Annotated in this window: 27 protein-coding genes and 1 tRNA gene; 9 read left to right on the top strand and 19 right to left on the bottom strand. The window is 67.3% G+C overall.

The features are described 5' to 3' along the window. Positions 1-178 precede the first annotated feature (178 nt). From ACTVZP_RS15365 to ACTVZP_RS15350, 4 genes are all read right to left on the bottom strand, one after another. Entirely contained in the window at positions 179-1,066 is an 888-nt protein-coding gene (locus ACTVZP_RS15365; RefSeq protein ID WP_443213043.1) for a site-specific integrase, read from the bottom strand. A 249-nt stretch (positions 1,067-1,315) separates the two neighbouring features. Beyond that, positions 1,316-1,579 carry a hypothetical protein gene (locus ACTVZP_RS15360; protein ID WP_443213042.1) on the bottom strand — a complete coding sequence of 88 codons (264 nt, stop codon included), beginning with the start codon at positions 1,577-1,579 and terminating at the stop codon, positions 1,316-1,318. Between the two features lie 206 nt (positions 1,580-1,785). After that, positions 1,786-1,862: transfer RNA gene (locus tag ACTVZP_RS15355), tRNA-His, on the bottom strand. Between the two features lie 52 nt (positions 1,863-1,914). Beyond that, positions 1,915-2,400 (bottom strand): GNAT family N-acetyltransferase, encoded by a 486-nt coding sequence (locus ACTVZP_RS15350; protein ID WP_443213041.1) that lies wholly within the window; start codon positions 2,398-2,400, stop codon positions 1,915-1,917. 113 nt (positions 2,401-2,513) lie between these two features. Here ACTVZP_RS15350 and ACTVZP_RS15345 point away from each other — a divergent pair, with 113 nt between their 5' ends. Then, positions 2,514-2,741: a DUF6324 family protein gene (locus tag ACTVZP_RS15345; RefSeq protein ID WP_443213040.1), complete on the top strand. Its 228-nt coding sequence runs from the start codon at positions 2,514-2,516 to the stop codon at positions 2,739-2,741. 1 nt (position 2,742) lies between these two features. Here ACTVZP_RS15345 and ACTVZP_RS15340 read toward each other — a convergent pair whose 3' ends face one another. From ACTVZP_RS15340 to ribB, 6 genes are all read right to left on the bottom strand, one after another. Further along, the gene (locus tag ACTVZP_RS15340; RefSeq protein ID WP_443213039.1) at positions 2,743-3,210 is read right to left on the bottom strand and encodes an MmcB family DNA repair protein; all 468 of its coding nucleotides are present in this window, start codon (positions 3,208-3,210) and stop codon (positions 2,743-2,745) included. Positions 3,211-3,914: 704 nt separating this feature from the next. Beyond that, positions 3,915-4,787: a DUF481 domain-containing protein gene (locus ACTVZP_RS15335; protein WP_443213038.1), complete on the bottom strand. Its 873-nt coding sequence runs from the start codon at positions 4,785-4,787 to the stop codon at positions 3,915-3,917. A gap of 206 nt (positions 4,788-4,993) precedes the next feature. Next, the gene (locus ACTVZP_RS15330) at positions 4,994-5,317 is read right to left on the bottom strand and encodes a hypothetical protein (RefSeq protein WP_443213037.1); all 324 of its coding nucleotides are present in this window, start codon (positions 5,315-5,317) and stop codon (positions 4,994-4,996) included. A gap of 319 nt (positions 5,318-5,636) precedes the next feature. After that, positions 5,637-6,110 (bottom strand): transcription antitermination factor NusB, encoded by a 474-nt coding sequence (gene nusB / locus ACTVZP_RS15325; protein WP_443213036.1) that lies wholly within the window; start codon positions 6,108-6,110, stop codon positions 5,637-5,639. Next, the gene (locus ACTVZP_RS15320; protein ID WP_443213035.1) at positions 6,107-6,643 is read right to left on the bottom strand and encodes a 6,7-dimethyl-8-ribityllumazine synthase; all 537 of its coding nucleotides are present in this window, start codon (positions 6,641-6,643) and stop codon (positions 6,107-6,109) included. Before ACTVZP_RS15320 ends, nusB begins: the two co-directional genes overlap by 4 nt. Before the next feature lie 3 nt (positions 6,644-6,646). Beyond that, the gene (ribB, locus tag ACTVZP_RS15315) at positions 6,647-7,750 is read right to left on the bottom strand and encodes a 3,4-dihydroxy-2-butanone-4-phosphate synthase (protein WP_443213034.1); all 1,104 of its coding nucleotides are present in this window, start codon (positions 7,748-7,750) and stop codon (positions 6,647-6,649) included. Between the two features lie 164 nt (positions 7,751-7,914). Between ribB and ACTVZP_RS15310 the strand changes: the two genes are divergently transcribed. Beyond that, positions 7,915-8,988 carry a phosphatase PAP2 family protein gene (locus ACTVZP_RS15310; RefSeq protein ID WP_443213033.1) on the top strand — a complete coding sequence of 358 codons (1,074 nt, stop codon included), beginning with the start codon at positions 7,915-7,917 and terminating at the stop codon, positions 8,986-8,988. On the opposite strand, the gene ACTVZP_RS15305 is transcribed toward ACTVZP_RS15310, so the two are convergent. Next, positions 8,970-9,533 carry a hypothetical protein gene (locus ACTVZP_RS15305; RefSeq protein ID WP_443213032.1) on the bottom strand — a complete coding sequence of 188 codons (564 nt, stop codon included), beginning with the start codon at positions 9,531-9,533 and terminating at the stop codon, positions 8,970-8,972. The two genes, ACTVZP_RS15310 and ACTVZP_RS15305, sit on opposite strands and share 19 nt — an antisense overlap. Position 9,534: 1 nt before the next feature. Further along, positions 9,535-10,131: a riboflavin synthase gene (locus tag ACTVZP_RS15300; protein ID WP_443213031.1), complete on the bottom strand. Its 597-nt coding sequence runs from the start codon at positions 10,129-10,131 to the stop codon at positions 9,535-9,537. A gap of 224 nt (positions 10,132-10,355) precedes the next feature. Here ACTVZP_RS15300 and ACTVZP_RS15295 point away from each other — a divergent pair, with 224 nt between their 5' ends. The 3 genes from ACTVZP_RS15295 (at position 10,356) to ACTVZP_RS15285 (ending at position 14,896) form a co-directional block, all read left to right on the top strand. After that, positions 10,356-11,639, top strand: a complete 1,284-nt coding sequence (locus ACTVZP_RS15295; protein WP_443213030.1) for a capsule biosynthesis protein — start codon at positions 10,356-10,358, stop codon at positions 11,637-11,639. An 88-nt stretch (positions 11,640-11,727) separates the two neighbouring features. Beyond that, entirely contained in the window at positions 11,728-12,861 is a 1,134-nt protein-coding gene (locus ACTVZP_RS15290; RefSeq protein WP_443213029.1) for a polysaccharide biosynthesis/export family protein, read from the top strand. 7 nt (positions 12,862-12,868) lie between these two features. Then, positions 12,869-14,896 (top strand): capsular polysaccharide biosynthesis protein, encoded by a 2,028-nt coding sequence (locus tag ACTVZP_RS15285; protein WP_443213028.1) that lies wholly within the window; start codon positions 12,869-12,871, stop codon positions 14,894-14,896. 333 nt (positions 14,897-15,229) lie between these two features. Here ACTVZP_RS15285 and ACTVZP_RS15280 read toward each other — a convergent pair whose 3' ends face one another. From ACTVZP_RS15280 to ACTVZP_RS15270, 3 genes are all read right to left on the bottom strand, one after another. Further along, positions 15,230-15,727: a MarR family winged helix-turn-helix transcriptional regulator gene (locus ACTVZP_RS15280; RefSeq protein ID WP_443213027.1), complete on the bottom strand. Its 498-nt coding sequence runs from the start codon at positions 15,725-15,727 to the stop codon at positions 15,230-15,232. 92 nt (positions 15,728-15,819) lie between these two features. Continuing rightward, positions 15,820-16,089 (bottom strand): FAD assembly factor SdhE, encoded by a 270-nt coding sequence (locus tag ACTVZP_RS15275; protein WP_443213026.1) that lies wholly within the window; start codon positions 16,087-16,089, stop codon positions 15,820-15,822. After that, positions 16,086-16,484 carry a helix-turn-helix domain-containing protein gene (locus tag ACTVZP_RS15270; protein ID WP_443213025.1) on the bottom strand — a complete coding sequence of 133 codons (399 nt, stop codon included), beginning with the start codon at positions 16,482-16,484 and terminating at the stop codon, positions 16,086-16,088. Before ACTVZP_RS15270 ends, ACTVZP_RS15275 begins: the two co-directional genes overlap by 4 nt. Before the next feature lie 113 nt (positions 16,485-16,597). Here ACTVZP_RS15270 and ACTVZP_RS15265 point away from each other — a divergent pair, with 113 nt between their 5' ends. Further along, complete coding sequence (locus ACTVZP_RS15265) at positions 16,598-17,800, top strand: pyridoxal phosphate-dependent aminotransferase (protein WP_443213024.1); 1,203 nt, start codon at positions 16,598-16,600, stop codon at positions 17,798-17,800. Positions 17,801-17,802: 2 nt separating this feature from the next. Continuing rightward, positions 17,803-18,216 carry a hypothetical protein gene (locus ACTVZP_RS15260; RefSeq protein WP_443213023.1) on the top strand — a complete coding sequence of 138 codons (414 nt, stop codon included), beginning with the start codon at positions 17,803-17,805 and terminating at the stop codon, positions 18,214-18,216. Between the two features lie 14 nt (positions 18,217-18,230). Here ACTVZP_RS15260 and ACTVZP_RS15255 read toward each other — a convergent pair whose 3' ends face one another. From ACTVZP_RS15255 to ACTVZP_RS15240, 4 genes are all read right to left on the bottom strand, one after another. Continuing rightward, positions 18,231-19,592, bottom strand: coding sequence for an MATE family efflux transporter (locus tag ACTVZP_RS15255; RefSeq protein WP_443213022.1), 1,362 nt, complete (start codon positions 19,590-19,592; stop codon positions 18,231-18,233). 50 nt (positions 19,593-19,642) lie between these two features. Beyond that, positions 19,643-20,284: an SAM-dependent methyltransferase gene (locus ACTVZP_RS15250; RefSeq protein ID WP_443213021.1), complete on the bottom strand. Its 642-nt coding sequence runs from the start codon at positions 20,282-20,284 to the stop codon at positions 19,643-19,645. Next, complete coding sequence (gene ppk2, locus ACTVZP_RS15245) at positions 20,281-21,315, bottom strand: polyphosphate kinase 2 (RefSeq protein ID WP_443213020.1); 1,035 nt, start codon at positions 21,313-21,315, stop codon at positions 20,281-20,283. The genes ACTVZP_RS15250 and ppk2 overlap by 4 nt, the downstream gene beginning before the upstream one ends. Before the next feature lie 245 nt (positions 21,316-21,560). Beyond that, positions 21,561-23,273, bottom strand: a complete 1,713-nt coding sequence (locus ACTVZP_RS15240) for an alpha/beta fold hydrolase (RefSeq protein WP_443213019.1) — start codon at positions 23,271-23,273, stop codon at positions 21,561-21,563. 150 nt (positions 23,274-23,423) lie between these two features. Between ACTVZP_RS15240 and ACTVZP_RS15235 the strand changes: the two genes are divergently transcribed. Together ACTVZP_RS15235 and parE are read left to right on the top strand one after the other, a co-directional pair. Continuing rightward, positions 23,424-24,083 (top strand): glutathione S-transferase family protein, encoded by a 660-nt coding sequence (locus ACTVZP_RS15235; protein WP_443213018.1) that lies wholly within the window; start codon positions 23,424-23,426, stop codon positions 24,081-24,083. Positions 24,084-24,185: 102 nt separating this feature from the next. Beyond that, positions 24,186-26,141: a DNA topoisomerase IV subunit B gene (parE, locus tag ACTVZP_RS15230; RefSeq protein WP_443213017.1), complete on the top strand. Its 1,956-nt coding sequence runs from the start codon at positions 24,186-24,188 to the stop codon at positions 26,139-26,141. The last annotated feature ends 149 nt before the right edge of the window (positions 26,142-26,290 follow it).

Raw genomic sequence — 26,290 nt, 5'->3', positions numbered from 1 at the left:
TCTGTGAGCCTGCCGATCCGGAAGGGCCCGGCGCAGCAGGCCCGCTCGGCGCGCTTGAGATAACCCGCTGACCGTGGACTGGCCCAAGTTCAGGCTCGCCGCGATCTTCCGGGTCGCCAACCCGGCCACCTTCAGGCGAAGGGCTTCTGCAATCTTGCGCATCGGCAATCGTCTCATCCTAGGCTCCCTGCTCGTCCTCTCGGACGGCAAGGCTAGCCCGCTGCGATCGCCCAGCAGCGCGTCTTGCGGCGGGATCTCGGATCGATCGGGTACCCCCGACCAGCTTCGCCTGATGCTTCTTGACGAGATACTTGCGCGTCATGTCCGCTCCGGCATGACCGACAAGTTCGGCGATGTCGTCGAAGTGAAAGCCCAGTTCGAAGAGGCGGACAGCGGCAGTGTATGAGAGCCCATGCGTCCGCTGCCCCTCCTCGAAACCCGCCGCAATGTAGGCGTCCCGAAGCTCCCCCGAAAGCCGGCGCTTTGCGATCTTCCCGCCATCGAGGGTCGACACCGCATAGCGCGATGGTTCGAAAGCGGCGCCCATGTGGGCACGGCGGGTATCCTCGAGCGCGAGGAGCGCTGCCCGCGCCATTTCCGTGATCGGCGCCACGACGAGGCTCCCGCTCTTGTGCGTGATGATCGTGACCTGTCCCGCGATGACGCTCTCTCGAGATACCTCCGGGAGATCCTCGATCCTGAAGCCTGTCGACAAGGCGAGTTCGAACGACAGGCGGGCTCCGGCGCCGAGCGGGTTCGCGTCGCGGAACGCGGCGATCTCGTGTTCCTCGTAGGGACGTTGTCCAACCTCGGACTTTCGGCGCTTCTCGCCGACAGTCAGGCCGAACAGAGGATTGCGGTCGAACCACTTCAGGAAGACAGCGTAGCTGAGGAGCACCGACAACGTCCGGACGACCACATGGCCAGGTTCCTTGTGTCCCTTGGCGATGTACTTCGTCTTGAGCGCGTCGGCATGGACCTGCGCGAAGCCGGCGGCGGGCTGATCGCGCAGGGCTTCGAGATACTTCAGGTGGCGATCATACTCGGACCGCGTGGTCGCTCGCAACTCGAGGCACCCGGGCGATTCCTTGTAAAGTTGATCAGTTGGCCGAGGGCGCGGTCAGCGGGAAGGGGTTTGCGCGTACCTTTGGCGTCCAGTTGCCTCATGATGGCGAGGAACTCCGGGCTCGTCGGATCGTCGGGCAGCCGCGTGCGCGTAGTCTTGTGATAGTAGTTGACCCGCTCGAGGCCGGTCTTGCTCGAGCGATAGCGCTGCGTGTCAATGCCGGGCAGGGAGATGGTAACTTTCGTCACGTCACACCGCCGTGCGCGCGATCGCGTCGGCGATCCTGTCGGCGCCTGCGGGTTCCGGTGTATCGTCGCCCGAGATCCAGGTGTCAAGCGCGGCGCGCGGCCAACGCTGTTCGCCTGCGAGGAGCCTTGGCGGGGGCAGATCGAGCAGCCGCGCGAGACGGTCGAAGTCGGCAGGATCGAGTCCGAGATAGGCCGCAGCAAGGTGCGCTCCGAGCAGCGCCGGCCAGCCGGGCAGGTCGGAATATCGAAATGGCTTCTTCCGCATCGTGCGCAGTCCCGGTCCAGCGCGGTCGAATTGCCGCGCGGAGCGGGAAGTGGACGCGCTGGTCCAAAGACAGAAACGGCCACGCAATCCCGGGCTGCGGCGGGTTGACGCGGGCGTGCCAGCGGAAACCGTAGCGAAAAATCGGGATTCGGATCCCCGCGTGGAGGCACCTGCGGGCGCGGCCTCAACAAAACAAGCGCGAAGAGTGGTACCGACTCCCCGGCTCGAACGGGGGACCCCCAGATCCACAATCTGGTGCTCTAACCAACTGAGCTAAGCCGGCACTCGCGGGCCATTTAGACGCCGGGAACGCGGATTGCAAGGGGCTTCCGCAGTCACAGCACGATCTCCCACTCCTGCTCGATCACGTCGCGCCCGAAGGAATGGGCGGGGTGCGATGTGACAAGCCGGAAGCCCGCCGAGACATAAAGCGCCTCGGTGTTTCGGTGCCCGTCGAACGTCCAGAACCCTATGCTCCGGTAGCCGCGGTCGCGGGCAAATGTCATGGCGGCCAGCAGGAGTTGTCGCCCGATTCCCTGGCAGCGCATCTCGGGTTCGACGAGGAAGAGGCCGATCTTGGCGCTGTCCTCGGTCAGCCGGGTGCAGATCAGGCTGCCGACGCGGCGCCCGTCGAGCATTGCGATGAAGGCGCGTTCTCTGGCAGAATCGCGGGTGCGGATGAACCGGGCCATGAGTTCGGCCACCTGGGCCTCGAAACTCATGTCGAAACCCGCCTCGGCGGCATAGATCTCGGCGTGGCGGGCGATGATCCAGCCCGCATCACCGATCTCGAGATCGCGCAGTTCCGGTTCCTCTCGCATGCGCGCAGCCTCCTGACGCGATCATGGGGCGTGGCCGCGCCACGATCAAGGCGACGACTTGCCAGCGCGACGGAAGGGCGCTACGCCCTTGCGACCGGCAGGCGGAGGACAGGATGGGCATCGACAAGCAGAGCGACATCGCGGCGAACCTGCAGATCGGGCCGACCTCCGTCGGCATGGTCCGCATCTACATCGAGGGCGACGGCGTGGACCTGCCGCTCGACTTCGATCCCGACGAGGCGGACGAGATTGCCGAGGAACTGCGGGCCGCGGCCGAGCGCGCACGGGCGATGGCCGGACAGGGCGATTCGCGGGGCGCCGATCCCAAGAAACGCCGCTAGGTCAGAGCGGCAGCGCACCCGGATCCTGCAGACCCTGCAGTCGCAGGGCGGCATGACGCGCGAAGCCATGGGTGATCGCCTTCCGCCTTGCAGGCGCGAGCTTGCCCTCCGGCCCCATGCGCAGGATCTCGGCATCATAGGCATCCGCCAGCATCAGGCCGGTCCCCTCGGGCAGAAGCTCCACCGGGAAGGCCTCGTCGACGGCGAAGAAGAAGCGGTCGCACCAGTCGAGATAGCCCTGCCACTTGCGGTCCGACATGAAGTCGGCGCGCGAGGACTTGCACTCGACGACCCAGATCTCTCCCTTCGGACCCACGGCCATGACATCGACGCGCAGGCCGGGGGTCGGAACCAGCTCGACCACCGAGACGAAGTCGTGCCCGCGCAGGTGGCGGCAGACGCCGCGGGCGAGCCGCTGACCCGGCGCGAGAGCCAAAAGGGTGGAGTCGGGAAGGGACAAGCTCTGCATGGCGCGATCATGAACGGAAAGTGAACGCTTGTCCATCCGGCCGCCTTGTCAGTCGCGACGGCACGACACTCGCTTGCCGGCATTTGCTTTGCCACTGGGTGCGGCACCCCTGCCCCGCGCGTCCGCCTGAGACCCGTTCGACCCTTCAGCACCCCAAATATCGAGCCCCCTTGCCCATCGACCGCCGAGACCCTGTCGACGCGCCGGTAAGTCTCGCACCCGATGCGGGCTGAGGAGGCGTCCCCGGCGCGACAGTGCCCACCCGTTCTGGGCTCGGAGAACCGCAAACGCCTCCGTGCACTCTTGCCGCTCCGGCTTGGGAAGCCTATCTAGACGGGTGGCGGGTTCTGCCCCTCTCGTGTGTGGTCCTTTTCCAGTGGCCGATAAGCATCTCCGAGGGAGCTGGCTCTGCCAGGGTCGTGGCCCTGGTATCTGGCGACCACCTGAATCTCAGGCTCTCGGGAAACGCACGCCACCACGGCTGCCGCGGTTCCCGCCGCTTTCCAAGACCAGACGTGTCCTCATCCCGACATCGGGGCAATCAGAGGCGCGTCCGGCAGTCCCTCTGATACATCGGGTTCTGACGTCAGGTCGCACGCTCGCCGCGAGGGGACGGATTTCCTCGACGGCGACGCGATCCTCTCGTGAAGAAGGGGCGGGTTTCCCCGCCCCTCGCAGATGACGCTCGACAGCCGGATCGGCGATCAGAAGCCGTAGACCAGCGACACGCCGAGCTTGTTGTCGGTCCGGATCTCGCGCGCTTCATTGTAGTCGGTGAGGTAGCTGACCCGCGTCGAGAAGGCGTCGGTCATCTTGAAGTTCACGCCGAAGTCGTTGTTCACGCGAAGCGCCTCGTCCGAGTTCAGCACGTCGGTGTCGTTCGTCAGGAACACGTTCTCGTTGAACCGGTAGTAGAAGCGGGACGAGGCGATGTAGCCCGTCTCCGTCTCGTCGCGGTCGTCGCCGAACTCGAGATAGCTCAGACCCACGCCCGCCTGGACGCGCCAGGTCATGTCCTGCCGGTTCACGACGCGATAGCCCGGGCCGATGCCGATGAAGCCGTCCGTCTTCACGCGGTCTGCCAGCGGCACGCCCGCAAGTTCGCCCGAGGCATCGGGGTCATCGGCCAGGCCGTTGAATTCGGCGCGGCCCAGGACGAAGGCATAGAAGCTTTCGTTGAAGTAGTAGTTGCCCTCGTAGACCATGAAGATGTCTTCCTGGTCCGAGTCACCGTCGGTCTCGGAATAGTCCAGAACGACGCCGAGGTTCTGGACGAACGGGCCCTGCGCGTGACGCAGACGGGCGCCAATGGTCAGGTTCTGCTCTTCGGTGTTGCCGTCGGTGCCGCTATAGCCGAGCGAGGCGCTGCCCGAGAATCCCGGACGGAATTCCGGATTGCCGAAACGGTAGGGATCCTCGGCCTCTTCCAGATCGTCCTGCACGTCGTCTTCGACGTCCTCGATCCGGTCCTCGATCTGCCGGGTGCCCGTCAGGGTGCCGACTTGCGCATGGACGGCAGTGGTGCCGATCAGCAGGGCAAGTGCGGTCAGGCCGGCGATGCGGATGTTCTCATTCATGCTTGTTCCCCTTTTAAGTGGTAGGCCACGCGCACGCGGCTGGCATCTGCTGCCGGGGAGACAACTGAAGGTGGTAGCGAACGTTCCTCTTGCGGCCACGGTCCACCGCACTGGGCGTGGCACTTTGGCAACACACCCACGAACCAAAACCAAAGGCTCGGGCGCTCAAGCTCCCGGAGCCGCAGAGATTTTGCCTGAAGTAACGCTCAGCGCCGCTTTTTGTGATGAGGAGAAACGGTGACCGGAATGGGAACAAGCCGCGACTGCATCGGCCGCACGAAACGACCGCCCGGCGGGGTTCTGTCCTCGGGATCCGCCATCCGCATGACGGCGATGGCGAACTGCACGCCGGCGAAAACGACACCGTTGAACATCACCAGCATCACGCCACCGAGCCATCCCATGTCTGTCCCGAGCACCAGATGTCCGAGACCCGCCACGTCCAGCGCGACCAGCGCCACCACGAAGGCAATGGAGATCGCGAAACCGATGAGGACGTTGACGATATAGAGACGGACGAGCTGGGGCATGATCTGAACTCCTTGCGCACACGATACCGCCAGCCACGGATGAAGCCACAAGAATCTGCACATCACATGCATGATTCTTGCCTGTCCGTCCTGCTTCGCCCGAATCCTGACCACCGCCATGAAATCGGGGTTCACCGCTCCGGTATCCAACGGCGCAACATGAGGAGGCGAGGCTTTGTTCCCCGACTATCCGTAAGGACAGCTGCGGCGACGCCTCCCCGCCGCGGCACCCGAAGGCCGAAGAACGGGCGCGGCGCCGACAGGAGGCCTGACGCCCGCCTGCGGCAGGCGGGCAGGGCCAAGCGGTCCGCTGCCTCCGTCAGCCCTGCGGGAAGGCGTCGGGCTTGGCCTCGCGCGCCATGTGGTCGAGGACGGCGTTGACGAACTTCGGCTCGCGTCCCTCCGGGAAAAAGGCCTTGGCGATGTCCACGAACTCGTTGATGACGACCTTCGGCGGCGTGTCGCTCTCGAGCAGTTCCGAACCGGCGGCCCGGAACAGCGCCCGGATCACCGGGTCGATCCGGGCGATCGGCCATTTGGCGACCAGCGCCCGGTCGGTCATCTGGTCGATCCCCGCCTGACGGTTCACGGCGCCCGAGACGAGGGTGCGGAAGCTCTTCGCATCGCCCTCGGCCATCTCGTCGCCTTCGTAGACGGCGCCGAACCGGTGCGTCTCGAATTCGCGGGCGACCTGCTCGACCGTCTGGCCCGAGCTTTCCATCTGGAAGAGCGCCTGGACCGCATAAAGGCGCGAGGCAGACTTCATCTGCCGCCTGTCGGGCTTGACGCTCATGCCTCGGACTTCCCGGCAAGGCGGAACTCGTCCACCGGCTTGAAACCCATGCCCTTCCGCTGGCCCGACCACCGGCGCGAAAGCGCGATCAGATGAAGCGCCGCGGCGGCGGCCCCGCCGCCCTTGTCCTGATCCGAGGGCGCGGCACGGACCACGGCCTGTTCGCGGTTCTCGACCGTGAGGATGCCGTTGCCGATGCAGGCGCCCTGCAGGCCGAGAAGCATCAGCCCGCGGCTCGAGTCGTTGCAGACGGTCTCGTAATGCGTGGTCTCGCCGCGGATCACGCAGCCGAGCGCCACGTAGCCGTCGAAATTGGCCTGCCGCTCGGCCATGGCGATGGCAGTCGGCAGCTCGAGCGCGCCGGGCACCTCGATCAGCTCCCAGCTTGCGCCGCAAGCCTCGAGCGTGGCCTTCGCTCCCGCGATCAGGTCGTCCGCGATGTCGCGGTAGAAGGGCGCGACCACGATCAGCAGCTTCACGGGCTTGTCGAACGCGGGCAGCGGCAGGCTGTAGTGGGTTTCGGAACCGGCCATCGGTCAGACCTCGGATATGTGGTGCGTGCCGACGATGGAGAGGCCATAGGCCTCGAGCCCCACCACTTTCGGCGCGAGGGAATTGGTGACGAGCACGATCCGCGACAGCCCCAGCGCCGAGAGGATCTGGGCCCCGAGGCCATACTGGCGCAGCGTCTGCGGCGAGGCTTCGTCGTCCATCGCCAGTTTCATGTTGATGTCGCGGAGCAGGACAACGACACCGCGGCCCTCCTGCGCGATGAGGCGCATCGCGCCATGCAGGTCCCCGGAGTGAGCCGGGCCGATGCCCAGCACGTCCTCGAGCGGGTTCAGCGCGTGCATCCGCACCAGCACCGGCTCACCGTCCGTGACGTTGCCCTTCGAGAGGATCACATGCTCGGCGCCCTGCGTATCGTCGGCGAAGATGCGCATCAGCCAGTCGCCGCCGTAACACGAGGTGACGTGCCTGACCGCCTTCTCCTTCACGAGGTTGTCGTGCCGGCGGCGGTAGGCGATCAGGTCCGAGATCGTGCCGATCTTCAGCCCGTGCCTCTGCGCGAAGGCCACCAGATCCGGCAGGCGCGCCATCGTGCCGTCGTCGTTCATGATCTCGCAGATCACGCCCGAGGCGTTGAGGCCGGCAAGGCGGCTCACGTCCACCGCGGCCTCGGTGTGGCCCGCGCGAACGAGGACGCCGCCGTCGCGGGCGCGCAGCGGAAAGACGTGGCCCGGCGTCGCGATGTCGGCCTGCCCCTTGGTCGGGTCGATCGCAACCGCTACCGTCCGCGCGCGATCGGCGGCCGAAATGCCGGTGGTCACGCCCTCGCGCGCCTCGATCGAGATGGTGAAGGCGGTTTCGTGACGCGAGGAGTTCTTGGGCGCCATCAGGTGCAGGCCCAGCTGGTCGACGCGCGCCGAAGGCAGCGCAAGACAGATCAGCCCGCGCCCGTGGGTCGCCATGAAGTTGATCGCCGCCGGCGTGCACATCTGCGCGGGGATCACGAGGTCGCCCTCGTTCTCGCGGTCCTCGTGGTCCACGAGGATGAACATCCGCCCGTTGCGCGCGTCGTCGATGATCTCCTCGATCGAGGAGATTGCGTCGGAATACTCGGTTTTCGTCTGGCTCATCGCATCGCTCCGGGATCAGCCCTGCCCATAGCGCGACACCGCATGAAAGGCCAGAGCCAGCACCGCATCCGCCAGATGGCAGATGCCCGGACTTTTTTCATTCACTCGCCGCGAAGCTGCCCCATTCCGCAGGGACAAGAAGGGCGTTCAACGCGGAGAACCCCATGCGACTTACCGGGCAGGCACTGGGCACGCTGCGGCACGCCCTCCATGAAAACCGGTGGCTCATCCTCGTCTGCGGCCTGAACGTGGCTGCGGCGCATCTTCTCGCCGCGACGCATGGGCTGCCCTACGATATCCGGGCAAGCGGCTACCTCGTGATGATCCTGACCGTCATGATGCCCATCTACCTTTTCCTGATGGCGGTCTGGATGCTGGTCCGCATCGCGCAGCAGAGCCCCCGGGTGCGACCGCTTCCCCTCTTCCTCTCCCGCCTGCGCGCCAGCCTGACTGATGGCCGGCGGATCGGGTCGGGCATCGTCGCGATGCTGGCGCTGAGCTTCTTCTTCGACAGCTTTTCCTTCATCAAGAACATCATACCGCTCGTGATCCCCTTCTCGTGGGACACGACCTTCGCCAACCTCGACCGCTCGCTCCACGGCGGCGTCGATCCCTATCACGTGACGCTCCTGCTTCTCGGGACGCCGCTGGCCACGACCGTGCTGAACGGCGCCTATCACTTCTGGCTTCTGCTCGTCTATTTCGTGGTCATGGCCGGGTGCTTTACCGGGGCCAACCCTCCTGCCCGACGCACCTTCCTGCTGTCCTTCCCGCTGGTCTGGGGGCTCGGGGGGAACCTGCTGGCCATCCTGTTCTCGTCGGCGGGCCCCTGCTATTATACCGCGCTCGGCCTCGGCGACCGGTTCGAGCCGTTGATGCAGGCGTTGCGCGAATTTCACGAGACGAGCCCCGTCTGGGCGCTCCGCGTGCAGGACCTGCTCTGGGCCGGCTACAAGACGGGCGAGGGATTGCGGGGCATTTCGGCCTTTCCCTCGATGCACGTCGCCAGCACCACGCTGATGACGCTCTATGCCTTCACCTGGCGTCGCTGGGCCGGCTGGCTGATGGTCGTCTTCCTCGGCATGATCCTTGTCGGATCGGTGCATCTCGGCTGGCACTATGCCGTGGACGGCTATGCAAGCATCGCGATGACGCTGGCGATCTGGTTCGGGGTGCGCAGGCTGGTGACGGGCCGCGCCCCGCGCGTCGACGCCGCGCCTCAGCCCGCCGCCATGTAGCGGTCGACGTCGAGACAGGCGGCGAGATGCGCCGCCTGCGACCACTCGCGCTCGTTCCAGCCGCAGCCCACGAGGATCACCCGATCCGACGGAATCCGGCCGAGCGCGGAGCGGATCACGCGCCGCTGTTCGGACCAGACATCGAAGGGGCGCGGCGCAGAATGGGCGGCGTCGAGCACGCCCTCGGCCGCGGCCAGCAGCGCCGCGGGCGCAAGCCGGCCCTGCGCCAGACCGATGCGATCGGCCACCAACCGACCCAGCTTCTCCGCCCTGTCGTCGGGCAAGAGCTTCCCCGGGAGAACCCGCAAGGCGTTCGAGGAGAAGAGGAAGGCCACGACGTCGTGCCCGGTCGAAGCGCGGACCGAGGCATAGGTCCGGTAGTCCAGCCCGAGCTCCGCCGCCCGGCGCACCCTGCGGCGAAGCACTTCGAGCGGCAGTGTCGGCAGAAGATCTGCCCTGGCCTTCGACCAGCAGTGACGCCGCCAGCTTCCGCCCGGCTCGAGCGTCGGCCCGCCGTTGTGCCCAAGTCCTGCGGCGGCGGCCATCTCAGGCGAACTCGTTCAGACGAGCGACATAGCGCGCCAGCGTGTCTATCTCGAGGTTCACGCGCAGCCCGGGCGCGATGCCGCCGAAGGTCGTCACCTCCTGCGTGTGCGGAATGAAGTTGATCCCGAAATCCGCCCCGTCGACCTCGTTCACCGTCAGCGAGGCGCCGTTCAGGGCGACGGATCCCTTCGGCGCAATGAACCGCGCCAGGGCCTCCGGGGCGCGGAAGGTCACGCGCAGGCTGTCGCCCTCGGGGGACGTGCGCACGACTTCGGCCACGCCGTCCACATGGCCCGAGACGATGTGACCGCCGAGCTCGTCACCCACCTTCAGCGCCCGTTCCAGGTTGATCCGGTGTCCCACCTGCCAGCCACCCAGCACGGTCTTCGACAGCGTCTCGCCCGAGATGCTGACCTCGAACCAGCCTTCCGGTTCGCTGCAGGTGGCGACGACCGTGAGACAGACGCCGTCGCAGGCGATCGAGGCGCCGATGTCGATGGTTTGCACGTCATAGCCGGTTGCGATGCGGGCGCGCAGATCGCCCTTGCGCTCGAGTTCCAGCACGCGGCCGATGTCGGTGACGATCCCGGTGAACATGACCTCTCCTTGTCCTTCGCCCAAGGCCTAGCTCCGGCCGAGGCAGCGCGCAACGGAATTGGCATCCCGCGGCTGTTCCGGATCCGCCGCCGCCCGCTTTTCCCCGGACCGCGGCACGCGCCGAGCGCGGCTTGCGCGCAACGGCGGCAGCCCCATGCGAAAGTCCGCATTCCCATCCGCCCTCCTCCGCGTCATTGTGCAGAATCGCTTTCAGGAGAGGCCAGATGGCACCCCCCGCCCGGCGCCGGTTCCTTTTCCTGCAGGGCCCGCACGGCCCTTTCTTCCACCAGCTCGGAAGACGCCTCGCGGCCTCCGGGGCCGATGTGCTGCGCGTGGGCTTCAACCTCGGCGACAGCATCTTCTGGCCCGACCGCCGGACCTACATTCCATTCCGCGATGCACCCGCCACCTGGCCCGCAACGTTCTGCGGCATTCTCGCCCGCCGCGGCATCACCGATATCGTGCTCTACGGCGACACGCGCCCGGTCCATGCACAGGCCATCGCGATCGCGAAGGCGCGCGGCCTCACCGTCCACGTCTTCGAGGAGGGATATCTCCGGCCCTACTGGGTCACCTACGAGCGCGGCGGATCCAACGGCCATTCGCGGCTGATGCGGCTCACCCTCTGCGAGATGCGTGACGCGCTCGAGCCCGAGGAGCAGTCGCCGCCCGAGGCGCCCGCCAGATGGGGCGACCTGGTGCAGCACATCCTGTGGGGCGCCATCTACCACGCACTGGTGCTAGGGGGCGCGCGCGCCTATCCCCGCTTCCAACCGCACCGGAGCCTCACCGTCACGCGCGAGTTCCGGCTGCACCTGCGGCGCCTCGTCCTTTCGCCGATCCACAGGCTCGAGCGGATGGCTGCAACCGCGCGCATCCTGCTGGGCCGGTTCTCGTTCCATCTCGTCCTGCTGCAACTCGAGCACGACTCGAGCTTCACCGCGCACGGCCCCTATGCCTCGATGGCCGACTTCCTGTCCGAGGTCATCCGAGCCTTCGCCGAAGGCGCTCCGCCCGACCATCACCTCGTCCTGAAGGCCCATCCCCTTGAGGATGGCCGCGCGCCGATCCCGCGCGAGATCCGGAGACTTGCGCATCTGCACGGCCTTACCGGCCGCGTGCATTTCGTGCGCGGCGGCAAGCTCGCGCGGCTCCTGTCGCGCGCCAGAAGTGCCGTGACCGTCAATTCCACCGCCGGCCAGCAGGCGCTCTGGCGGGACCTTCCGGTGCGGACCCTTGGCACCTCGGTCTATGGCCTGCCCGAACTGGTCTCATCCCAGCCGCTTCCCGCCTTCTTCGCCCGGCCCCGCCCACCGGAGCCGGGCGCCTACCGCATCTACCGCCGCTTCCTGCTGCGCACATCCCAAGTGCCGGGCGGCTTCTACTCCGTTCCGGGCCGAAAGAGGCTGCTCGACCGGATCTGCGGGATGATGACCGATCCGCTCGATCCCTATGCCGCACTCATCCCCGAGGAAGAGGCCGACCGGCAACAGTTGCGCACGGCCTGACGCATGTGTCTGGCGACACTGGCAATCCGCCACGCGTTCCGCTAGCTTCGCGGCAAATCATGAGGCAACTCCAAAAGGAGCGGGGGCAGTGAGACTTTCGACCGTCAGGAGAGCGAGAACGCTCACTCTTCTCGTTCTCGTGTCCACGGTTGCAGCCTGCGGCCTCCCGCGCTCCGGCCCCCACAAGAGCGAGATCTTCGCGGGTTCGGTCGAGCGGCAGGGCGATGCCTTCGTCGTGCCGGTGAACCGCTTCGTCAGCCGCGTGACCGCTGTCACCCCGGCCTTCGGCTTCAGCTCGAGCTTCCGCAACGCGGGCCTCATCGGATCCGACAACATCGCCGCCGGGGATACGCTCGGCATCACGGTGTTCGAGAACGTCCGGGACGATCCGCTTCTCGGCAACAGCGGCCAGCGCGTCTCGTCCCTCGACCAGGTGCAGGTCGACGGCCAGGGCTATATCTACGTGCCCTATGCCGGGCGCATCCGCGCTGCCGGCCAGACGCCAGACGGGCTGCGGCAGGCGATCACCCGCAAGCTCGACACGCAGACGCCCGATCCGCAGGTCTCCGTCCAGCGCCTTGCGGGCGACGGCTCCTCGGTCACCGTCTCCGGCGCAGTCGGCAGCCAGGGCGTCTTCCCGATCGAGCGGCCGACCCGGACCCTCTCGTCCATGCTCGCCCGTGCCGGCGGCACCAACGTGCCGGTGGAAACCGCGATCATCCGCGTCACCCGCAACGGCACCACCAGCCAGATCTGGCTGCAGGATCTCTACGACAACCCATCGCTCGACATCGCGCTGCGCCCGAACGACGTGATCGTGGTGGAGGAGGACGACCGCTCCTTCGTGGCCCTCGGCGCCACCGGGCAGCAGACCCGCATCCAGTTCGAGACGCAGAACGTCTCGGCCATCGAGGCGCTGGCGCAGGTCGGCGGCCTCAACACCCAGCTCGCCGACCCGAAAGGCGTCTTCGTGCTGCGGGACGAGCCCGCCGACATCGCCAACTCGGTGCTGGGGCGGAATGACCTCGTGGGCGACCAGCGCATGGTCTACATGCTCGACCTGACGCGGCCCACCGGCCTTTTCGAGGCCCGGGACTTCATGATCCGCGACGGCGACACGGTCTATGTGACCGAGGCGCCCTTCGTCCAGTGGCAGAAAACGCTCGGCGCGATCACCGGTGCGACCTCCGCCGCCAATCAGGCGTCGAAAGTCGGCAACTGAGCGCGCCTTGTCCGCAACCGACCTTGTCCGAGCCGCCGGTTCCCCCCGGCGGCTCTTCTTCTACAACCTGGGCTTCCTGCGTCAGAAGCGGGTGCGGCGGATCCTGTCGCTCGCCGGGCACGACCTGCGCCTCGGATTGCCCGGCCCCGACGACGGCGTGGTGGTATGGGGACGAAGCCCCACCGCCGCGCGCGGCGAGCGCATTGCCGAGGCCCGGCAAGTGCCCGTCGTCCGGGTCGAGGACGCCTTCCTCCGCTCGATCCGTCCCGGCCGGACAGGCGCGCAGCCGATCGGCCTGATGATCGGACGAGGTGTCCACTTCGACCCCTCGGTTCCATCGGACCTCGAGGTGCTGCTCTCGTCCCACCCGCTCGACGGGTCCGACCTTCTGTCCCGCGCGCGCGACGGGCTCGAGCGGTTGCAACAGCTGGATCTCTCGAAATACAGCGACCATGACCCTGCGGCTCCGCTGCCCCCGCCGGGCTACGTTCTGGTCGTGGACCAGACACGCGGAGATGCGGCCGTGCGCGGGTCGGAGGCGACCTTCCGCGAAATGCTCGTCCTTGCGCAGGAAGAGCATCCCGGCGCTCAGGTGGTGGTGAAACTGCATCCCGAGACGCTGCAGGGCTTCCGACCGGGTCACTACGGTTCGGAGGACGCTGTGGGCCGCGTCACCCTCTGCTCCGACCCCGTTTCGCCCTGGCGTCTGCTCGAGGGGGCGCGGGCGGTCTACACCGTCTCGTCGCAGCTCGGCTTCGAGGCGATCCTTGCCGGACACCGGCCCGTCGTGATGGGTCAGCCCTTCTATGCCGGCTGGGGCCTGAGCGACGATCGCTCGCCCTTCCCGCGGCGGAGGCGGCGGCTGACACGGGCGCAGCTCTTCGCGGCGGCGATGATCCTCGCGCCGGTCTGGTACGACCCCTGCCGCGACCGGCTCTGCCGCTTCGAGGAGGCGGTGGACCAGCTGGAAGCCGAGGCCCGCGCCTTCCGCGAGGACCAGACCGGCCACATCGCGCTCGGCATGCGGCTGTGGAAGCGGCACCGGCTGCGCCAGATGTTCGGCCAGGCCGGCCCGCTTTCCTTCACCGGCTCGACCGGCAGGGCCTCGGCCGACGGGCGCCCGGTCCTGGTATGGGGACGAGAGCCGGAGGGGCTCGCCGCGCCGATGATCCGGCGGGTCGAGGATGGATTCCTGCGCTCGCGTGGCCTTGGCGCGCAACTGGTGCCGCCGCTCAGCCTGATCGCCGACGACCTGGGCCTGCACTTCGACTTCTCGCGCGAAAGCCGGCTGGAGCGGCTGATCCTCGCGCCGCTGCCCGCCGGGGGCATCGGTCGCGCGCTCCGCCTTCGCGAACGGCTCGTCGCGGCGGGGATCGGCAAGTACAACCTCGGGGGCGCGGTCCCTGCACTGCCCGGGGGGCATCGCATCCTCGTGCCGGGTCAGGTCGAGGATGACGCCTCCATCCTCTACGGCGCAGGCGAGGTGAAGACCAATCGCGCGCTCCTGCGGGTCGCACGCGAAGCCAATCCCTCGGCCGTGCTGGTCTACAAGCCGCATCCCGATGTCGAGGCCGGTCTCAGGCCCGGCGCGGTCAGGGCAGAGGATCTTGCCGATGCTGTCGTGGCGCGAGAGGCGGATCCGCTCCGGCTGATCGACGCCTGCGACGAGGTCTGGACGGTCACCTCGCTTCTGGGCTTCGAGGCCCTGATCCGCGGCAAGCCGGTCACCTGCCTCGGGGTGCCCTTCTATGCCGGGTGGGGTCTTACACGCGACCGCGGACCGGTGCCGGACAGGCGCAGGCGGGCGCCCGACGGCCACCCCCTCCCGCGTCCGGGCCTCGAAGCGTTGGTCCATGCGGCGCTGATTTCCTACCCCCGCTATTTCGATCCGGTGAGTGCCCTGCCCTGCCCCCCCGAGGTCGTCCTCGACCGCCTCGCGGACGGAAGGCTGCGGGCAGGTGGCCCCGCCCTCAGGCTCCTGTCCAGGCTTCAAGGCGCCGCGGCCAGCCTGGCGCCGCTCTGGCGCAGGAAGTGACGGGCCGGACCGTCGCAGGGATGGGGCAAGACCGTTCTTTGGCGTGCAGTGATGATGCAGGGTCTGCGTCGGGGGCAGAGGCAGTCCGACACGGGCCGCGGCAGGTCGAATGCCTCGAATGCCTCGAATGCCTCAAATGCCTCGAATGCCTCGAATGCCTCGAATGCCTCGAATGCCTCGAATGCCTCGAATGCCTCGAATGCCTCGAATGCCTCGAATGCCTCGAATGCCTCGAATGCGACTTTCCGAACTGGTCTGCCTCCGTCAAGACCATCGGTCGGTTCGCAAGCCTGACCCTCGATGGCGGGGCAGGCGTCCCGGCGTTTGTCCGCGTCAGTAGATGTAGCGGATCTGCTCCGTCCAGTACCGCTCCATCCGGCGAAGGGCCTGGTTCAGGTCCTCCATGCCCTCGACACCGAGCACGTTCCGCCGCTCCAGCCCGTCAGCGTGGCGCGCGAAGAGCTCGGACAGGATCTCGCGCACCTTCCGCCCCTTCTCGGTCAGCCGCACACGCACCGAGCGGCGATCGATCTCGGACCGCTGGTGATGCATGTAGCCGAGTTCGACCAGCTTCTTGAGATTGTAGCTGACGTTCGAGCCCTGGTAGTAACCGCGGGACTTGAGCTCGCCCGCGGTTACCTCGTTGTCACCAACATTGAACAGGAGCAGCGCCTGCACCGAGTTGATCTCGAGCAGGCTGATCCGTTCGAACTCGTCCTTCACCACGTCGAGCAACAGCCGGTGAAGACGCTCCACCAGCGAGAGGCTTTCCAGATAGCCGAGCAGAAAGGCCTTCTGCGACCCATCGAGAATGCCTGCGTGAACCGTCATTCCTGTTCTCCACCGTCCGTTTGACGGGCACAGAATCGGCACAAACCGCAAACATAACGTAAACTCGCGCGATTTTCCTTCGGCCCCGCGGATCAGCGGGCGAGGCGCGTCCGCGCGAAGGTCCCGATGTCGGAGATCAGATCGGACAGGTGCGCCGGGGGCTCCCGCTGGCCGAGGACCCACGGCAGCAGATCCTGGTCGTTCTCGTTCAGGAGCGAATCGTAGAGCGCCAGGCGATCCTCGGGAAGACCGGCGAGATGCGCGTCCGACCACGGCCCGAGGATCAGGTCCATCTCCTTGGTGCCGCGCCGCCAGGAGCGCATCGACATGCGCTTGAGCCGCGCTTCGGCTGCCTCGGTCATTCCGCCTCCTTGCGCAAGAGCGCCCGCATCCGCTTTTCCAGCTGCCCCATCTCCTGCGCAAGTGCAAGCATCTGCGTGCGCATCCGGGCCAGCTCTGACAGCGCCTCGCGCCCCTCGGCGGGCAGCACGGCGGGCTCGGACGGACCCTCGACGCCGTCGCCCTCGCCGGTCAGCAGCCAGCGCAGGCTGACGTTCAGCATCCCGGCCATCATCTGCAGCCGGTTCGCCCGCGGCTCGGCAAGGTCGTCCTCCCACGATTGCAGCGTCTTCAGCCGCACGCCGAGCCGCCGCGCCATCTCTTCCTGCGTCAGGCCGGCCGCATCGCGCGCCCCCGCCAGACGATCCCCGAACGTCGCCGTCTCGTTGCTGAACCAACCCTTGTTGTCCATCGCCATCGTGCCTCTCCCTCGATACCGCTTGATCGCTTGCGGGGCAGAACCTAGAACATGTGGCCGAAAGTTACAAACCGGCCACACCTTGGCCGCCCCTCCTCCGGAGTATCCCCCGCATGGCCTTCCTCTCCGACACGCTTGCCCGCGTCAAACCGTCCCAGACGATCGCGGTCACCAACAAGGCGCGGGAGCTTGCGGCCGCAGGGCGCGACGTGATCGGCCTCGGCGCGGGCGAGCCCGATTTTGATACGCCCGACAACATCAAGGTCGCGGCCAAGCGCGCCATCGATGCGGGGAAGACCAAATACACCGCCGTGGATGGCATCCCCGAGTTGAAGCGGGCGATCTGCGAGAAGTTCGAGCGCGAGAACGGCCTGAAATACACGCCCGCGCAGGTGACGGTGGGCACCGGCGGCAAGCAGGTGCTCTACAATGCACTCGTGGCGACGCTGAACCCCGGCGACGAGGTGATCATCCCTGCGCCCTACTGGGTGAGTTATCCCGACATGGTGCTGCTCGCGGGCGGCACGCCGGTCAGCGTGGCCGCCGGGATGGAGACGGGCTTCAAGCTCACGCCCGAACAACTCGAGGCGGCGATCACGCCGAAGACCAAGTGGTTCATCTTCAACTCGCCCTCGAACCCGACGGGGGCCGCCTACACCCGCGCCGAGCTGGCCGCGCTCTGCGAGGTGCTGATGCGCCATCCGCAGGTCTGGATCATGTCCGACGACATGTACGAGCATCTGGTCTTCGACGACTTCGACTTCACCACGCCCGCTCAGATCGAGCCCGGCCTCTACGACCGGACGCTGACCTGCAACGGGGTGTCCAAGGCCTATTGCATGACCGGCTGGCGGATCGGCTATGCGGCGGGTCCGGTGGAGCTGATCAAGGCGATGGGCACGATCCAGTCGCAATCCACCTCGAACCCCTGTTCGATCGCGCAATATGCGGCGCTCGAGGCGCTGTCGGGGCCGCAGGAGTTCCTCGCCACGAACCGCGAGGCCTTCCAGCGCCGCCGCGACCTCGTCGTCTCGATGCTGAACGAGGCCAAGGGGATCACCTGCCCCAATCCGGAGGGTGCCTTCTACGTCTATCCCGACATCTCGGGCTGCATCGGCAAGACCTCGGCAGGCGGCACGAAGATCACGGACGACGAGGCCTTCGCCTCGGCGCTGCTCGAGGAGACGGGGGTGGCCGTGGTCTTCGGCGCGGCCTTCGGCCTCTCGCCGAACTTCCGGGTCAGCTATGCCACCTCGGACGAGGTTCTCCGCGAGGCCTGTGCGCGCATTCAGGCCTTCTGCGCCGGACTGAGCTGAACATGATCGCCGAGTTGCCGGAGTATTATTTCCGCGTGAGGGAGAACGGCGCCGCCGTCTTCCGCGTTGATACCGGCAACCGGCAGCAGAGGATCGAGCTCGAGCCGATCGCCACGGTGAACCTGCGCTCGGGCGAGGTCCGGCCGCAGGGCGGGCGGGCGCTTACCGAGGCCGACCGCGCCGAGATCGGGCGCTGGATGGCCGAGCGCGCAGCGCTGGTGGCGAAGCGCGAACTCGACGACATCCTGCGGACGGTCGATCACCTGAACCTTACGGCGCAATGGGTGCAGTCGCGCGCCACGGACGATCAGGTGGACCAGGTGGCCGAGGCGCTGCTCCTCGCGATGCACGACCTGCGCAGCGTGCTCGTGCGGCACAAGGCGGATCGGCTGCTGAAGCAGAGCAATCCCCGCTGACCCGCAGGACGCCGTCAGGCGAGGGCCAGCCGCGGCACGCGCATCCAGAAGCGGGTCATCAGAAGCGTTGCCGCGAGCGTCAGCCCGACGACGAGGCCGAGCCAGAGCCCCGGCCCTCCGAGCCCCAACGGGAAGGCGAGGACATAGCTCGCCGGGATGCCGACCATCCAGTAGCTGAAGATCGCAAGCCACATCGGCACGCGGGTGTCGCGCAAGCCGCGCAGCAATCCCAGCGCGATGACCTGCATCGCATCCGCGATCTGGAACAGCGCGGCGACCGCGAGCAGGACCGAGCCGAAGGCCACGATCTCGTCGAACTCGGGATTGGCCCGGTCGAGGAAGAGGGCGACGATGGGACCGGGCACCACGAGGAAGAGGGCGACCATCGCGAAGCCGAAGCCGATGGAGAGCAGGATCGCGACCTTGGCGCCCTCGCGCAGGCGGATCGTGTCGCCGGCCCCGTCGGCGCGCCCGGTGCGGATCGTCGCGGCGTTCGAGATCCCGACATGGACCATGAAGGCAAGCGCCGTCACCTCGAGTGCGATCCCATGCGCCGCAAGCGGCACCGTGCCGATCCATCCCATCATCAGCGCTGCCGCCTGGAAGATCGCGCCCTCGGCCAGACCCGTCAGGCCGATCGGCCAGCCAAGGGCGAAGACGCGGGCCAGCGCATGCCAGTCCGGCCGCCAGAAGCGCTGGAAGAGGTGAAAGCGCCGCAGCGGCGGCAGGAGGGCTGCGTAGAGGCCGAGTGCGGCCAGCGACATGAACTGTGCGCCCACCGAGGCCACGGCCGCGCCCTCGACGCCCATCTCGGGCGCGCCGAGATTGCCGAAGATCAGCACCCAGTTCAGCCCGGCATTGACCGCCACCGCCGCCAGCGTGGCCCAGAGCACGATCTGTGTCCGCTCGAGCGCCGAGAGATAGCTCTTCAGCACCATGATCAGCAGCGCCGGCACCATGCCGAGCCCTGCGATCCGCAGGTAGTCCTGCGCCAGCATCGCAAGCTCCGGCTGCTGGCGGAGCGCGATCAGCACCGGCCCCGAGAACCAGAAGAGCGGGTAGATCAGCGCGCCGAAGCCGATGGACAGCCAGAGGCCCATGCGCGTGTCGCGCCGCACCTGCGTCTCGTCCCCGCGCCCGAGCGCCTCGGCCACCATCGGCATCACGGCCTGTGCGAAGCCCGACCCGAGGATGAACGTCACGAAGAAGATGGAGGCGCCGAGCACGACGGCGGCAAGCTCCTCGACGCCATACCATCCGAGCATCACCGTATCCGTGACATGCAGCGACATCTGTGCCAGATGGCTGCCGACAAGGGGAAGCCCCAGCGCGAGGATTGCCCTTGAGTGTCCGGTGAAGTCGATGATGCGGAACATGCGGCAGCAGTAGCCCGACGGGCGTTCCGCATCAAGCGACCGCCGCGATATCAGGCGGCAAGCGGCTTTCGTGCCACGAAATCCACCAGTGCGGAGACGCCGACATGGGCGCGGCCCTCGGCGATCTCCTCGTCCTCATCGCGGGCGAGCAGCACCTCCCATCCGGCGAAATCCTGTTCGAGGGTGGAAAGCTCGTACATGTTCTCGGCCGCCGACGGTCCGCCGGTGCCATACTCCACCTGCCGCGGCGCATATCCGTGCAGCATCACGAGCCCGCCGGGCCGCACCGCATGAGCGATGCCCGCGTGGATCCTCCGGCGCAGCACAGGCGGCGCGAACTGGATGAAGATACCTAACACCGCGTCGAAGGGTCGGTCCCAGTCCCACTGTTCGATGTCGGCCTGATGCAGGTCGACCGCAGCACCCCGTTCCGCAGCCAGCTTTCGCGCCTTGTCCAGCGCCACGGCCGACAGGTCCATTGCCGTCACACGGTGACCGAGCGCCGCGAGATGCACCGAGTTCCGCCCCTCGCCATCGCCGAGGCACAGCACCTCGGAGCCTGCGGCCAGCATCGGGGCGGTCCGGACCGCAAAGGCGGACGGCTCCTTGCCGAAGAGATAGTCTGCACCCTTGTAGCGTTCATCCCACATGAGCCGATACTGCGGTCCGTCGGGCGAAAGGCAAGGGCTCATCCGCGGCGCGGCTTGCGCAACTCCGGCGGGGTGGCGCTGCCGAGGATGTTCGCCGAGGTGCCGATCACCTGCGAGGCGCGGCCGACGATCAGCGGATCGGGCTGGCCGACCACCTCGGCGTCCTTGCCGGGGTAGTCGATCGAGGCGAGGAAGTGCTTCATGCAGTTGAGCCGGGCGCGCTTCTTGTCGTTCGACTTGACGATGGTCCAGGGCGCATCGGCGGTGTCGGTGTAGAAGAACATCGCCTCCTTGGCCTCGGTATAGTCCTCCCACTTGTCGAGGCTCGCCTTGTCGATCGGCGACAGCTTCCAGCGCTTCAGCGGATCGGTCTCGCGCGCGAGGAAGCGGGTGCGCTGCTCGTCGCGCGTCACCGAGAACCAGTATTTGTAGAGCCTGATCCCGGACCGGACGAGCATCCGTTCAAGCTCGGGCGCCTGCCGCATGAACTCGAGGTATTCCGAGGGCGAGCAGAAGCCCATCACCCGCTCGACGCCCGCCCGGTTGTACCAGCTGCGGTCGAAGAACACGATCTCGCCCGTCGTCGGCAGATGCTCGATGTAGCGCTGGAAGAACCATTGACCCTTCTCGCGCTCGCCGGGCTTGGTCAGGGCGACCACGCGGGCGTAGCGCGGGTTGAGATGTTCCATGAAGCGCTTGATGGTGCCGCCCTTGCCGGCCGCGTCCCGGCCTTCCATCAGGATCACGAACTTCTGGCCGGTTTCCTGCGCCCAGATCTGCACCTTCAGAAGCTCGGCCTGAAGCCGCGCCTTCTCGGCCTCGTAGACCGCCCGGCCCAGACGGCGCGGGTAGGGATAGTGTCCGCCCTCGAAAGCCTGCCGGATCGAGCTCGGATCCACCGCGGGAAAATGCCGCGGTCCATGCAGCGTTTCTATCGGAGCGGTAGTCGTTGCCGGGGACACCTCTTCCGCCGAAAGCGGTTCGGACGAGGACGCATCACCGGCTGCCTGCGGATCCGCCGGCCCTCGGATCTCATCGCTCGTCAGATCGGTGACGGGGTGGTCATCGGCCATGAGATCCTCCTGATTCCGGCTTGATCCTGAATTAGAAGGCATAACAAATCGTGACCTTGATCAGCATCATTTACCCGCCCGGCGATGCCGGGAAAAAGTCGGGGGCGGTGATTTCACCGCCCCCTGGCCGGGACAAATGATACGATTGAATGAGAACTTTTGCTAAAGACTTGCGAGATCGCTGCTTATAGATGAGCAGAATCTTGCGCATACTCCAACTGTGGTAAAAGCATTCCTCCCGGACCTCATCGCGCAATGAAGCCGCAAAGCCGGTCGAGAACGGTCTCCCACTGCTCGAAAATCAGCAGCCGGGCGGATCCGCGCAGGACCTCGACCTGTGCGCCGGGGATGGCGGCAGCGAAGCTTCGCACGTTGGCGGGAGGAGCGAGCGGATCCAGCGCGCCCTGAAGGAAGAGGACAGGCACGTGCGGCGGATGGGGCGGCAGCGGCCGCCCGGCCTCAAGCCGCCCCCTGAAGAAGGCCGCATGCGCCGACACCTCCGGACCGACGCAGATGTCGCTGCCGAAGACGACGGCCTCGCGGATACCCTCCAGCCGCAGGGCGAGGCGATCGGCGGACGAGCCGCCGCAGGCAGCCAGGACAAGCCCCTCCTTGCCCCGACGGCGTGCGAGGACGAAGGCGGCCTGCACGAGAAGCGCCAGCGCCTCCGGCTCGAGCCGGGCGGTCTCGTCGAGGAAGCGCGGCCAGTGCGCGGACGGTCCTGCAGGCAGATCGGCGGCACAGGCGAGGATGCCCGACACCAGTCCCGGCCGCATCCGCGCGAGCCTGCACGCCGCGGCAAGATCGCAGCCCAGTGCCAGCACGGCTGCTCGCCCGATGCGGAGATGCTCGGCCAGCGCGGCTATGTCGAGCGCGGATGCCTCGGCCACGCTCATGCCTTCGGGCGACGGGTCGCTGCGGCCATATCCCGCCCGGATCGGCACGATCACGCGGAGACCCCTGTCCCGAGCCGCAAGTTCGGCGTCCGGCGCCCACCGGGCGAGGCCGAACTCGCCATGGAGGTGAAGGACAGCCGCGCCGTCCGGAGCGCCGAACTCGATCCAGTCCAGCCGCCGACCGTCAGGAAGCGTCAGCGACCGCGGCGCCAGCGCCTCGAGCAACTGGCCGCCGAAGGGCACGGCGGCCATGCCGGGAGGTGCGAGCGCGAGGTCCATCAGCCCCATCACGAGCCGCAGAAGTTCCTGCTGCGAATGGGTCTCCGTCTTCTGCTGGATCGATCGCATCTGCGTCCGGACCGTCTCGACCGACCGTCCCCGAAGCGCCGCGATCTCGCGCAGCGGCAGTCCCAGGGTCAGGCCGTGGACGACTTCGGTCTCGGCGCCGGTGAGGCCGAAGGTCTCGTGGAGAAGCTCGCCAAAAGCCTCGGGCCAGACCGGCTCGGTCGCGAGCACGAGCGCCTGGGCGCGATCCTCGCGGCTGTCGGGCACGCAGACCCGCAGGACCACCGTCGCCCCGCTGAGCACCGATCGGACCCGCAGGTTCCGCGCCGTGTCCGCGCGTCGCGAGACGCGGCGGATGGTCGAGGACAGCATCACCACATCGCCTGCATCGAAGGGAAGAGCCGCAAGCGGCGCCCCGGCCGAGATGCGAAAGGCCGATTCCGCCGCCCGATTGCAGGCCCCGATCCGCACGATTCCGTCGCTGAGGAAAGCCGGCACCCGCTGGATACCTGCGAGCACGGCCTCGGATCCTGCGCCGGGGATCCTGGGCAGACGGTCGAGGATGCGGCAGGCCCGGCGGAGATGCTCTCGCAGGTCGGGATCGCAGGACGCCCTCAGACCGGAGCGCACCAGGGCGAGGTGCTCACGCCAGAGCTGCGCGAACTCGGGCAACCGTTCAGGATCGAGCGCGAGCTCATAGGCCAGATGCACCAGCTCGGAAGAGCCGGCGCTGCGGATCAGGCCGCCGTCCTCGAATTCTCCTGACAGATCCTCCATCCGCCCGGCGCCTTATCCTGAATGCGCCTGCTGGGTCGCACGCGCGGCAAGGGCCGCCAATACGGGCTGGCCCTCATGGGCGCACAGGTCGCAGGTCTTTCCTCTCCGGTGCCGAACGACTAGGCTCCCGCGCGACCGAAGGAGAAGTCCATGCTGAAGATCTACGGCGTCTACCGCTCTCGCGCCTCGCGGCCGCTCTGGCTCCTCGCGGAGCTGAATATGCCGTTCGAGCATGTGCCGGTCATCCAGGCGAACCGCGTGGCCCGGCCGCACGAGCCGGAGGCGCCGCTCAACACCAGTTCGGCCGCCTTCCTGCGGATCAATCCGCTGGGCCAGATCCCCTGCCTCGAGGAAGACGGGCTGGTCCTGACCGAGTCGCTCGCCATCACGCTTCACATCGCACGCCGCTACGGCGGCCTGCTCGGCCCCCTCGACGCGTCCGAGGATGCGCTGATGGTGAGTTGGTCGCTCTTCGCCGCGACCGCGGTGGAGCCGTCGGCCCTCGAGATCCAGCTCATCCAGCGGACGGGCGGCGGTGCCACTGCCGAGGGTCAGGCCGCCCTTTCGATCGCGGCCGAGCGGCTGCGTCGTCCGCTGACACGGCTCGAGCGGCATTTCTCGTCCCAGGAATGGCTGGTGGGCAACCGCTTCACCGTGGCCGATCTCAACCTCGCCGAGGTGCTGCGCTATGGCCAGGGCCACGCGCCGCTGCTCGAGCCGTTCCCCGCCGTCACGGCCTGGCTCGACCGCTGCCAGGCACGCCCCAGCTTCCGCGTGATGATGGAGCGTCGCCAGGCCGAGCCGGAATAGGCCGCATCCGAGGCGCACCCGGTCAGAACCACCAGATCTTGCGCACCTGCATCGCGGGATGCTCTAATCCTATTCCAGTCGCCCAGAAAGAATCGAGCAGCCATGGCCAATGACCTCCTCTCCGGCCAGCCGGAAACCTATGACGCCTCCTCGATCGAGGTGCTCGAAGGGCTCGAGCCCGTGCGCAAGCGTCCCGGCATGTATATCGGCGGCACGGACGAGCGGGCGCTGCATCACCTCGTGGCCGAGATCCTCGACAACTCGATGGACGAGGCGGTCGCAGGCCATGCCACGCGCATCGAGGTCGAACTTCACGCCGATCATTCGGTGACGGTCCGCGACAACGGCCGCGGCATCCCGGTCGATCCGCATCCGAAGTTTCCGGGCAAATCCGCGCTCGAGGTCATCCTCTGCACGCTGCACGCGGGCGGCAAGTTCTCGGGGAAGGCCTACCAGACCTCGGGCGGTCTGCATGGCGTCGGCGCCTCGGTGGTGAACGCGCTCTCGGATACGCTCCGGGTCGAGGTTGCGCGCAATCGCGAACTCTGGGTGCAGAGCTTCTCGCGTGGTGTCTCGCAGGGGCCGGTCAAGATGGTGGGCGCCGCCTCGAACCGCCGCGGCACCACGATCACCTTCCACCCCGACCCCGAGATCTTCGGCCATCTCCAGTTCAAGCCGGCCCGGCTGATGAAGATGGCGCGCTCCAAGGCCTATCTTTTCTCGGGCGTCGAGATCCGCTGGAAATCCGCGGTTCCCGATGGTGACATGCCGCAGGAGGCCGTCTTCCACTTCCCCGGAGGCCTGGGCGACTACCTGGCCGAGCAACTCTCCGGCGCCTCGACCTATGCCGAAAAGCCCTTCGCCGGGAAGGTGGGCTTTCAGGAGAAATTCGGCGTGCCCGGCTCGGTCGAATGGGCGATCAACTGGACGCCCGCGCGCGACGGCTTCATCCAGTCCTACTGCAACACCGTGCCCACCCCTGAAGGCGGCACGCATGAAAGCGGCTTCTGGTCGGCGATCCTCAAGGGCATCCGCGCCTATGGCGAGCTCGTGAAGAACCGCAAGGCCGACCAGATCACCCGCGACGACATGCTGGCGGGCGGCTCGGCGCTGATCTCGGTCTTCATCCGCGAACCGCAGTTCGTGGGGCAGACCAAGGACCGGCTCGCCACCGAGGAAGCCGCGAAGCTGGTCGAGAACGCGGTCCGCGACCACTTCGACAACTGGCTCGCAGCCAACACGAAATCCGCCGGCGCCATCCTCGACTTCCTCGTGCTGCGCGCCGAAGAGCGCCTCCGCCGCCGGCAGGAGAAGGAGACGCAGCGCAAGTCCGCCACCAAGAAGCTGCGCCTGCCCGGCAAGCTCGTCGACTGCTCCGCCACCGCCCGCGACGGGACCGAGCTCTTCATCGTCGAGGGCGACTCGGCCGGCGGCTCGGCCAAGATGGCGCGCGACCGCGCCACCCAGGCGCTCCTGCCGCTCCGGGGCAAGATCCTGAACGTGCTGGGCGCGGCCTCCGGCAAGATGGGCGCCAACGCCGAGATCAACGACCTCTGCCAGGCGCTCGGCACCGGCATGGGCACGCGGTTCAACATCGAGGAGCTGCGCTACGACAAGATCATCATCATGACGGACGCGGACGTGGACGGCGCCCATATCGCCTCGCTGCTGATGACCTTCTTCTTCACCCAGATGCGCCCGCTGATCGACCGCGGCCATCTCTATCTCGCCTGTCCCCCGCTCTACCGCCTCACCCAGGGGGCGAAGCGGCTCTACGTCGCTGACGACGTGGAAAAGGAGATCTGGCTGGCGAAGGGCCTCGGCGGCAAGGGCAAGATCGACGTGCAGCGCTTCAAGGGTCTGGGCGAGATGGACGCCAAGGACCTCAAGGACACGACGATGAACCCGGCGACGCGGAAACTCATCCGCGTCTCGATCGACGAGGACGAGCCGGGAGAGACGGGCGATCTGGTCGAGCGCTTGATGGGCAAGAAGCCGGAGCTCCGCTTCCAGTACATCCAGGAGAACGCGCGGTTCGTGGAAGAGCTCGACGTCTGACCCTCTGCGCCTCGTCTTGCTCCTTCGTGACCGCGCCTCTTCATTCTCGCCCAAATATCCCGGGGGTGCGGGGGCAGCGCCCCCGCCGGCGGCAACGGGCAGCGCAGATCGGCTGACAAGAGCGCGCGATGCCCTTCGGCGCCACCCCC

Source organism: Rhodobacter sp. NSM (assembly GCF_052244495.1).
GTDB lineage: Bacteria > Pseudomonadota > Alphaproteobacteria > Rhodobacterales > Rhodobacteraceae > Cereibacter_A.
This window is presented reverse-complemented; position numbering and strand designations above follow the sequence as displayed.

Coding starts and splice junctions, on each gene's coding strand:
- ACTVZP_RS15360 (WP_443213042.1), bottom strand. CDS start 1,579: ATGCGGAAGAAGCCATTTCGATATTCCGACCTGCCCGGCTGGCCGGCG.
- ACTVZP_RS15350 (WP_443213041.1), bottom strand. CDS start 2,400: ATGCGAGAGGAACCGGAACTGCGCGATCTCGAGATCGGTGATGCGGGC.
- ACTVZP_RS15345 (WP_443213040.1), top strand. CDS start 2,514: ATGGGCATCGACAAGCAGAGCGACATCGCGGCGAACCTGCAGATCGGG.
- ACTVZP_RS15340 (WP_443213039.1), bottom strand. CDS start 3,210: ATGCAGAGCTTGTCCCTTCCCGACTCCACCCTTTTGGCTCTCGCGCCG.
- ACTVZP_RS15335 (WP_443213038.1), bottom strand. CDS start 4,787: ATGAATGAGAACATCCGCATCGCCGGCCTGACCGCACTTGCCCTGCTG.
- ACTVZP_RS15330 (WP_443213037.1), bottom strand. CDS start 5,317: ATGCCCCAGCTCGTCCGTCTCTATATCGTCAACGTCCTCATCGGTTTC.
- nusB (WP_443213036.1), bottom strand. CDS start 6,110: ATGAGCGTCAAGCCCGACAGGCGGCAGATGAAGTCTGCCTCGCGCCTT.
- ACTVZP_RS15320 (WP_443213035.1), bottom strand. CDS start 6,643: ATGGCCGGTTCCGAAACCCACTACAGCCTGCCGCTGCCCGCGTTCGAC.
- ribB (WP_443213034.1), bottom strand. CDS start 7,750: ATGAGCCAGACGAAAACCGAGTATTCCGACGCAATCTCCTCGATCGAG.
- ACTVZP_RS15310 (WP_443213033.1), top strand. CDS start 7,915: ATGCGACTTACCGGGCAGGCACTGGGCACGCTGCGGCACGCCCTCCAT.
- ACTVZP_RS15305 (WP_443213032.1), bottom strand. CDS start 9,533: ATGGCCGCCGCCGCAGGACTTGGGCACAACGGCGGGCCGACGCTCGAG.
- ACTVZP_RS15300 (WP_443213031.1), bottom strand. CDS start 10,131: ATGTTCACCGGGATCGTCACCGACATCGGCCGCGTGCTGGAACTCGAG.
- ACTVZP_RS15295 (WP_443213030.1), top strand. CDS start 10,356: ATGGCACCCCCCGCCCGGCGCCGGTTCCTTTTCCTGCAGGGCCCGCAC.
- ACTVZP_RS15280 (WP_443213027.1), bottom strand. CDS start 15,727: ATGACGGTTCACGCAGGCATTCTCGATGGGTCGCAGAAGGCCTTTCTG.
- ACTVZP_RS15275 (WP_443213026.1), bottom strand. CDS start 16,089: ATGACCGAGGCAGCCGAAGCGCGGCTCAAGCGCATGTCGATGCGCTCC.
- ACTVZP_RS15270 (WP_443213025.1), bottom strand. CDS start 16,484: ATGGCGATGGACAACAAGGGTTGGTTCAGCAACGAGACGGCGACGTTC.
- ACTVZP_RS15265 (WP_443213024.1), top strand. CDS start 16,598: ATGGCCTTCCTCTCCGACACGCTTGCCCGCGTCAAACCGTCCCAGACG.
- ACTVZP_RS15260 (WP_443213023.1), top strand. CDS start 17,803: ATGATCGCCGAGTTGCCGGAGTATTATTTCCGCGTGAGGGAGAACGGC.
- ACTVZP_RS15255 (WP_443213022.1), bottom strand. CDS start 19,592: ATGTTCCGCATCATCGACTTCACCGGACACTCAAGGGCAATCCTCGCG.
- ACTVZP_RS15250 (WP_443213021.1), bottom strand. CDS start 20,284: ATGAGCCCTTGCCTTTCGCCCGACGGACCGCAGTATCGGCTCATGTGG.
- ppk2 (WP_443213020.1), bottom strand. CDS start 21,315: ATGGCCGATGACCACCCCGTCACCGATCTGACGAGCGATGAGATCCGA.
- ACTVZP_RS15240 (WP_443213019.1), bottom strand. CDS start 23,273: ATGGAGGATCTGTCAGGAGAATTCGAGGACGGCGGCCTGATCCGCAGC.
- ACTVZP_RS15235 (WP_443213018.1), top strand. CDS start 23,424: ATGCTGAAGATCTACGGCGTCTACCGCTCTCGCGCCTCGCGGCCGCTC.
- parE (WP_443213017.1), top strand. CDS start 24,186: ATGGCCAATGACCTCCTCTCCGGCCAGCCGGAAACCTATGACGCCTCC.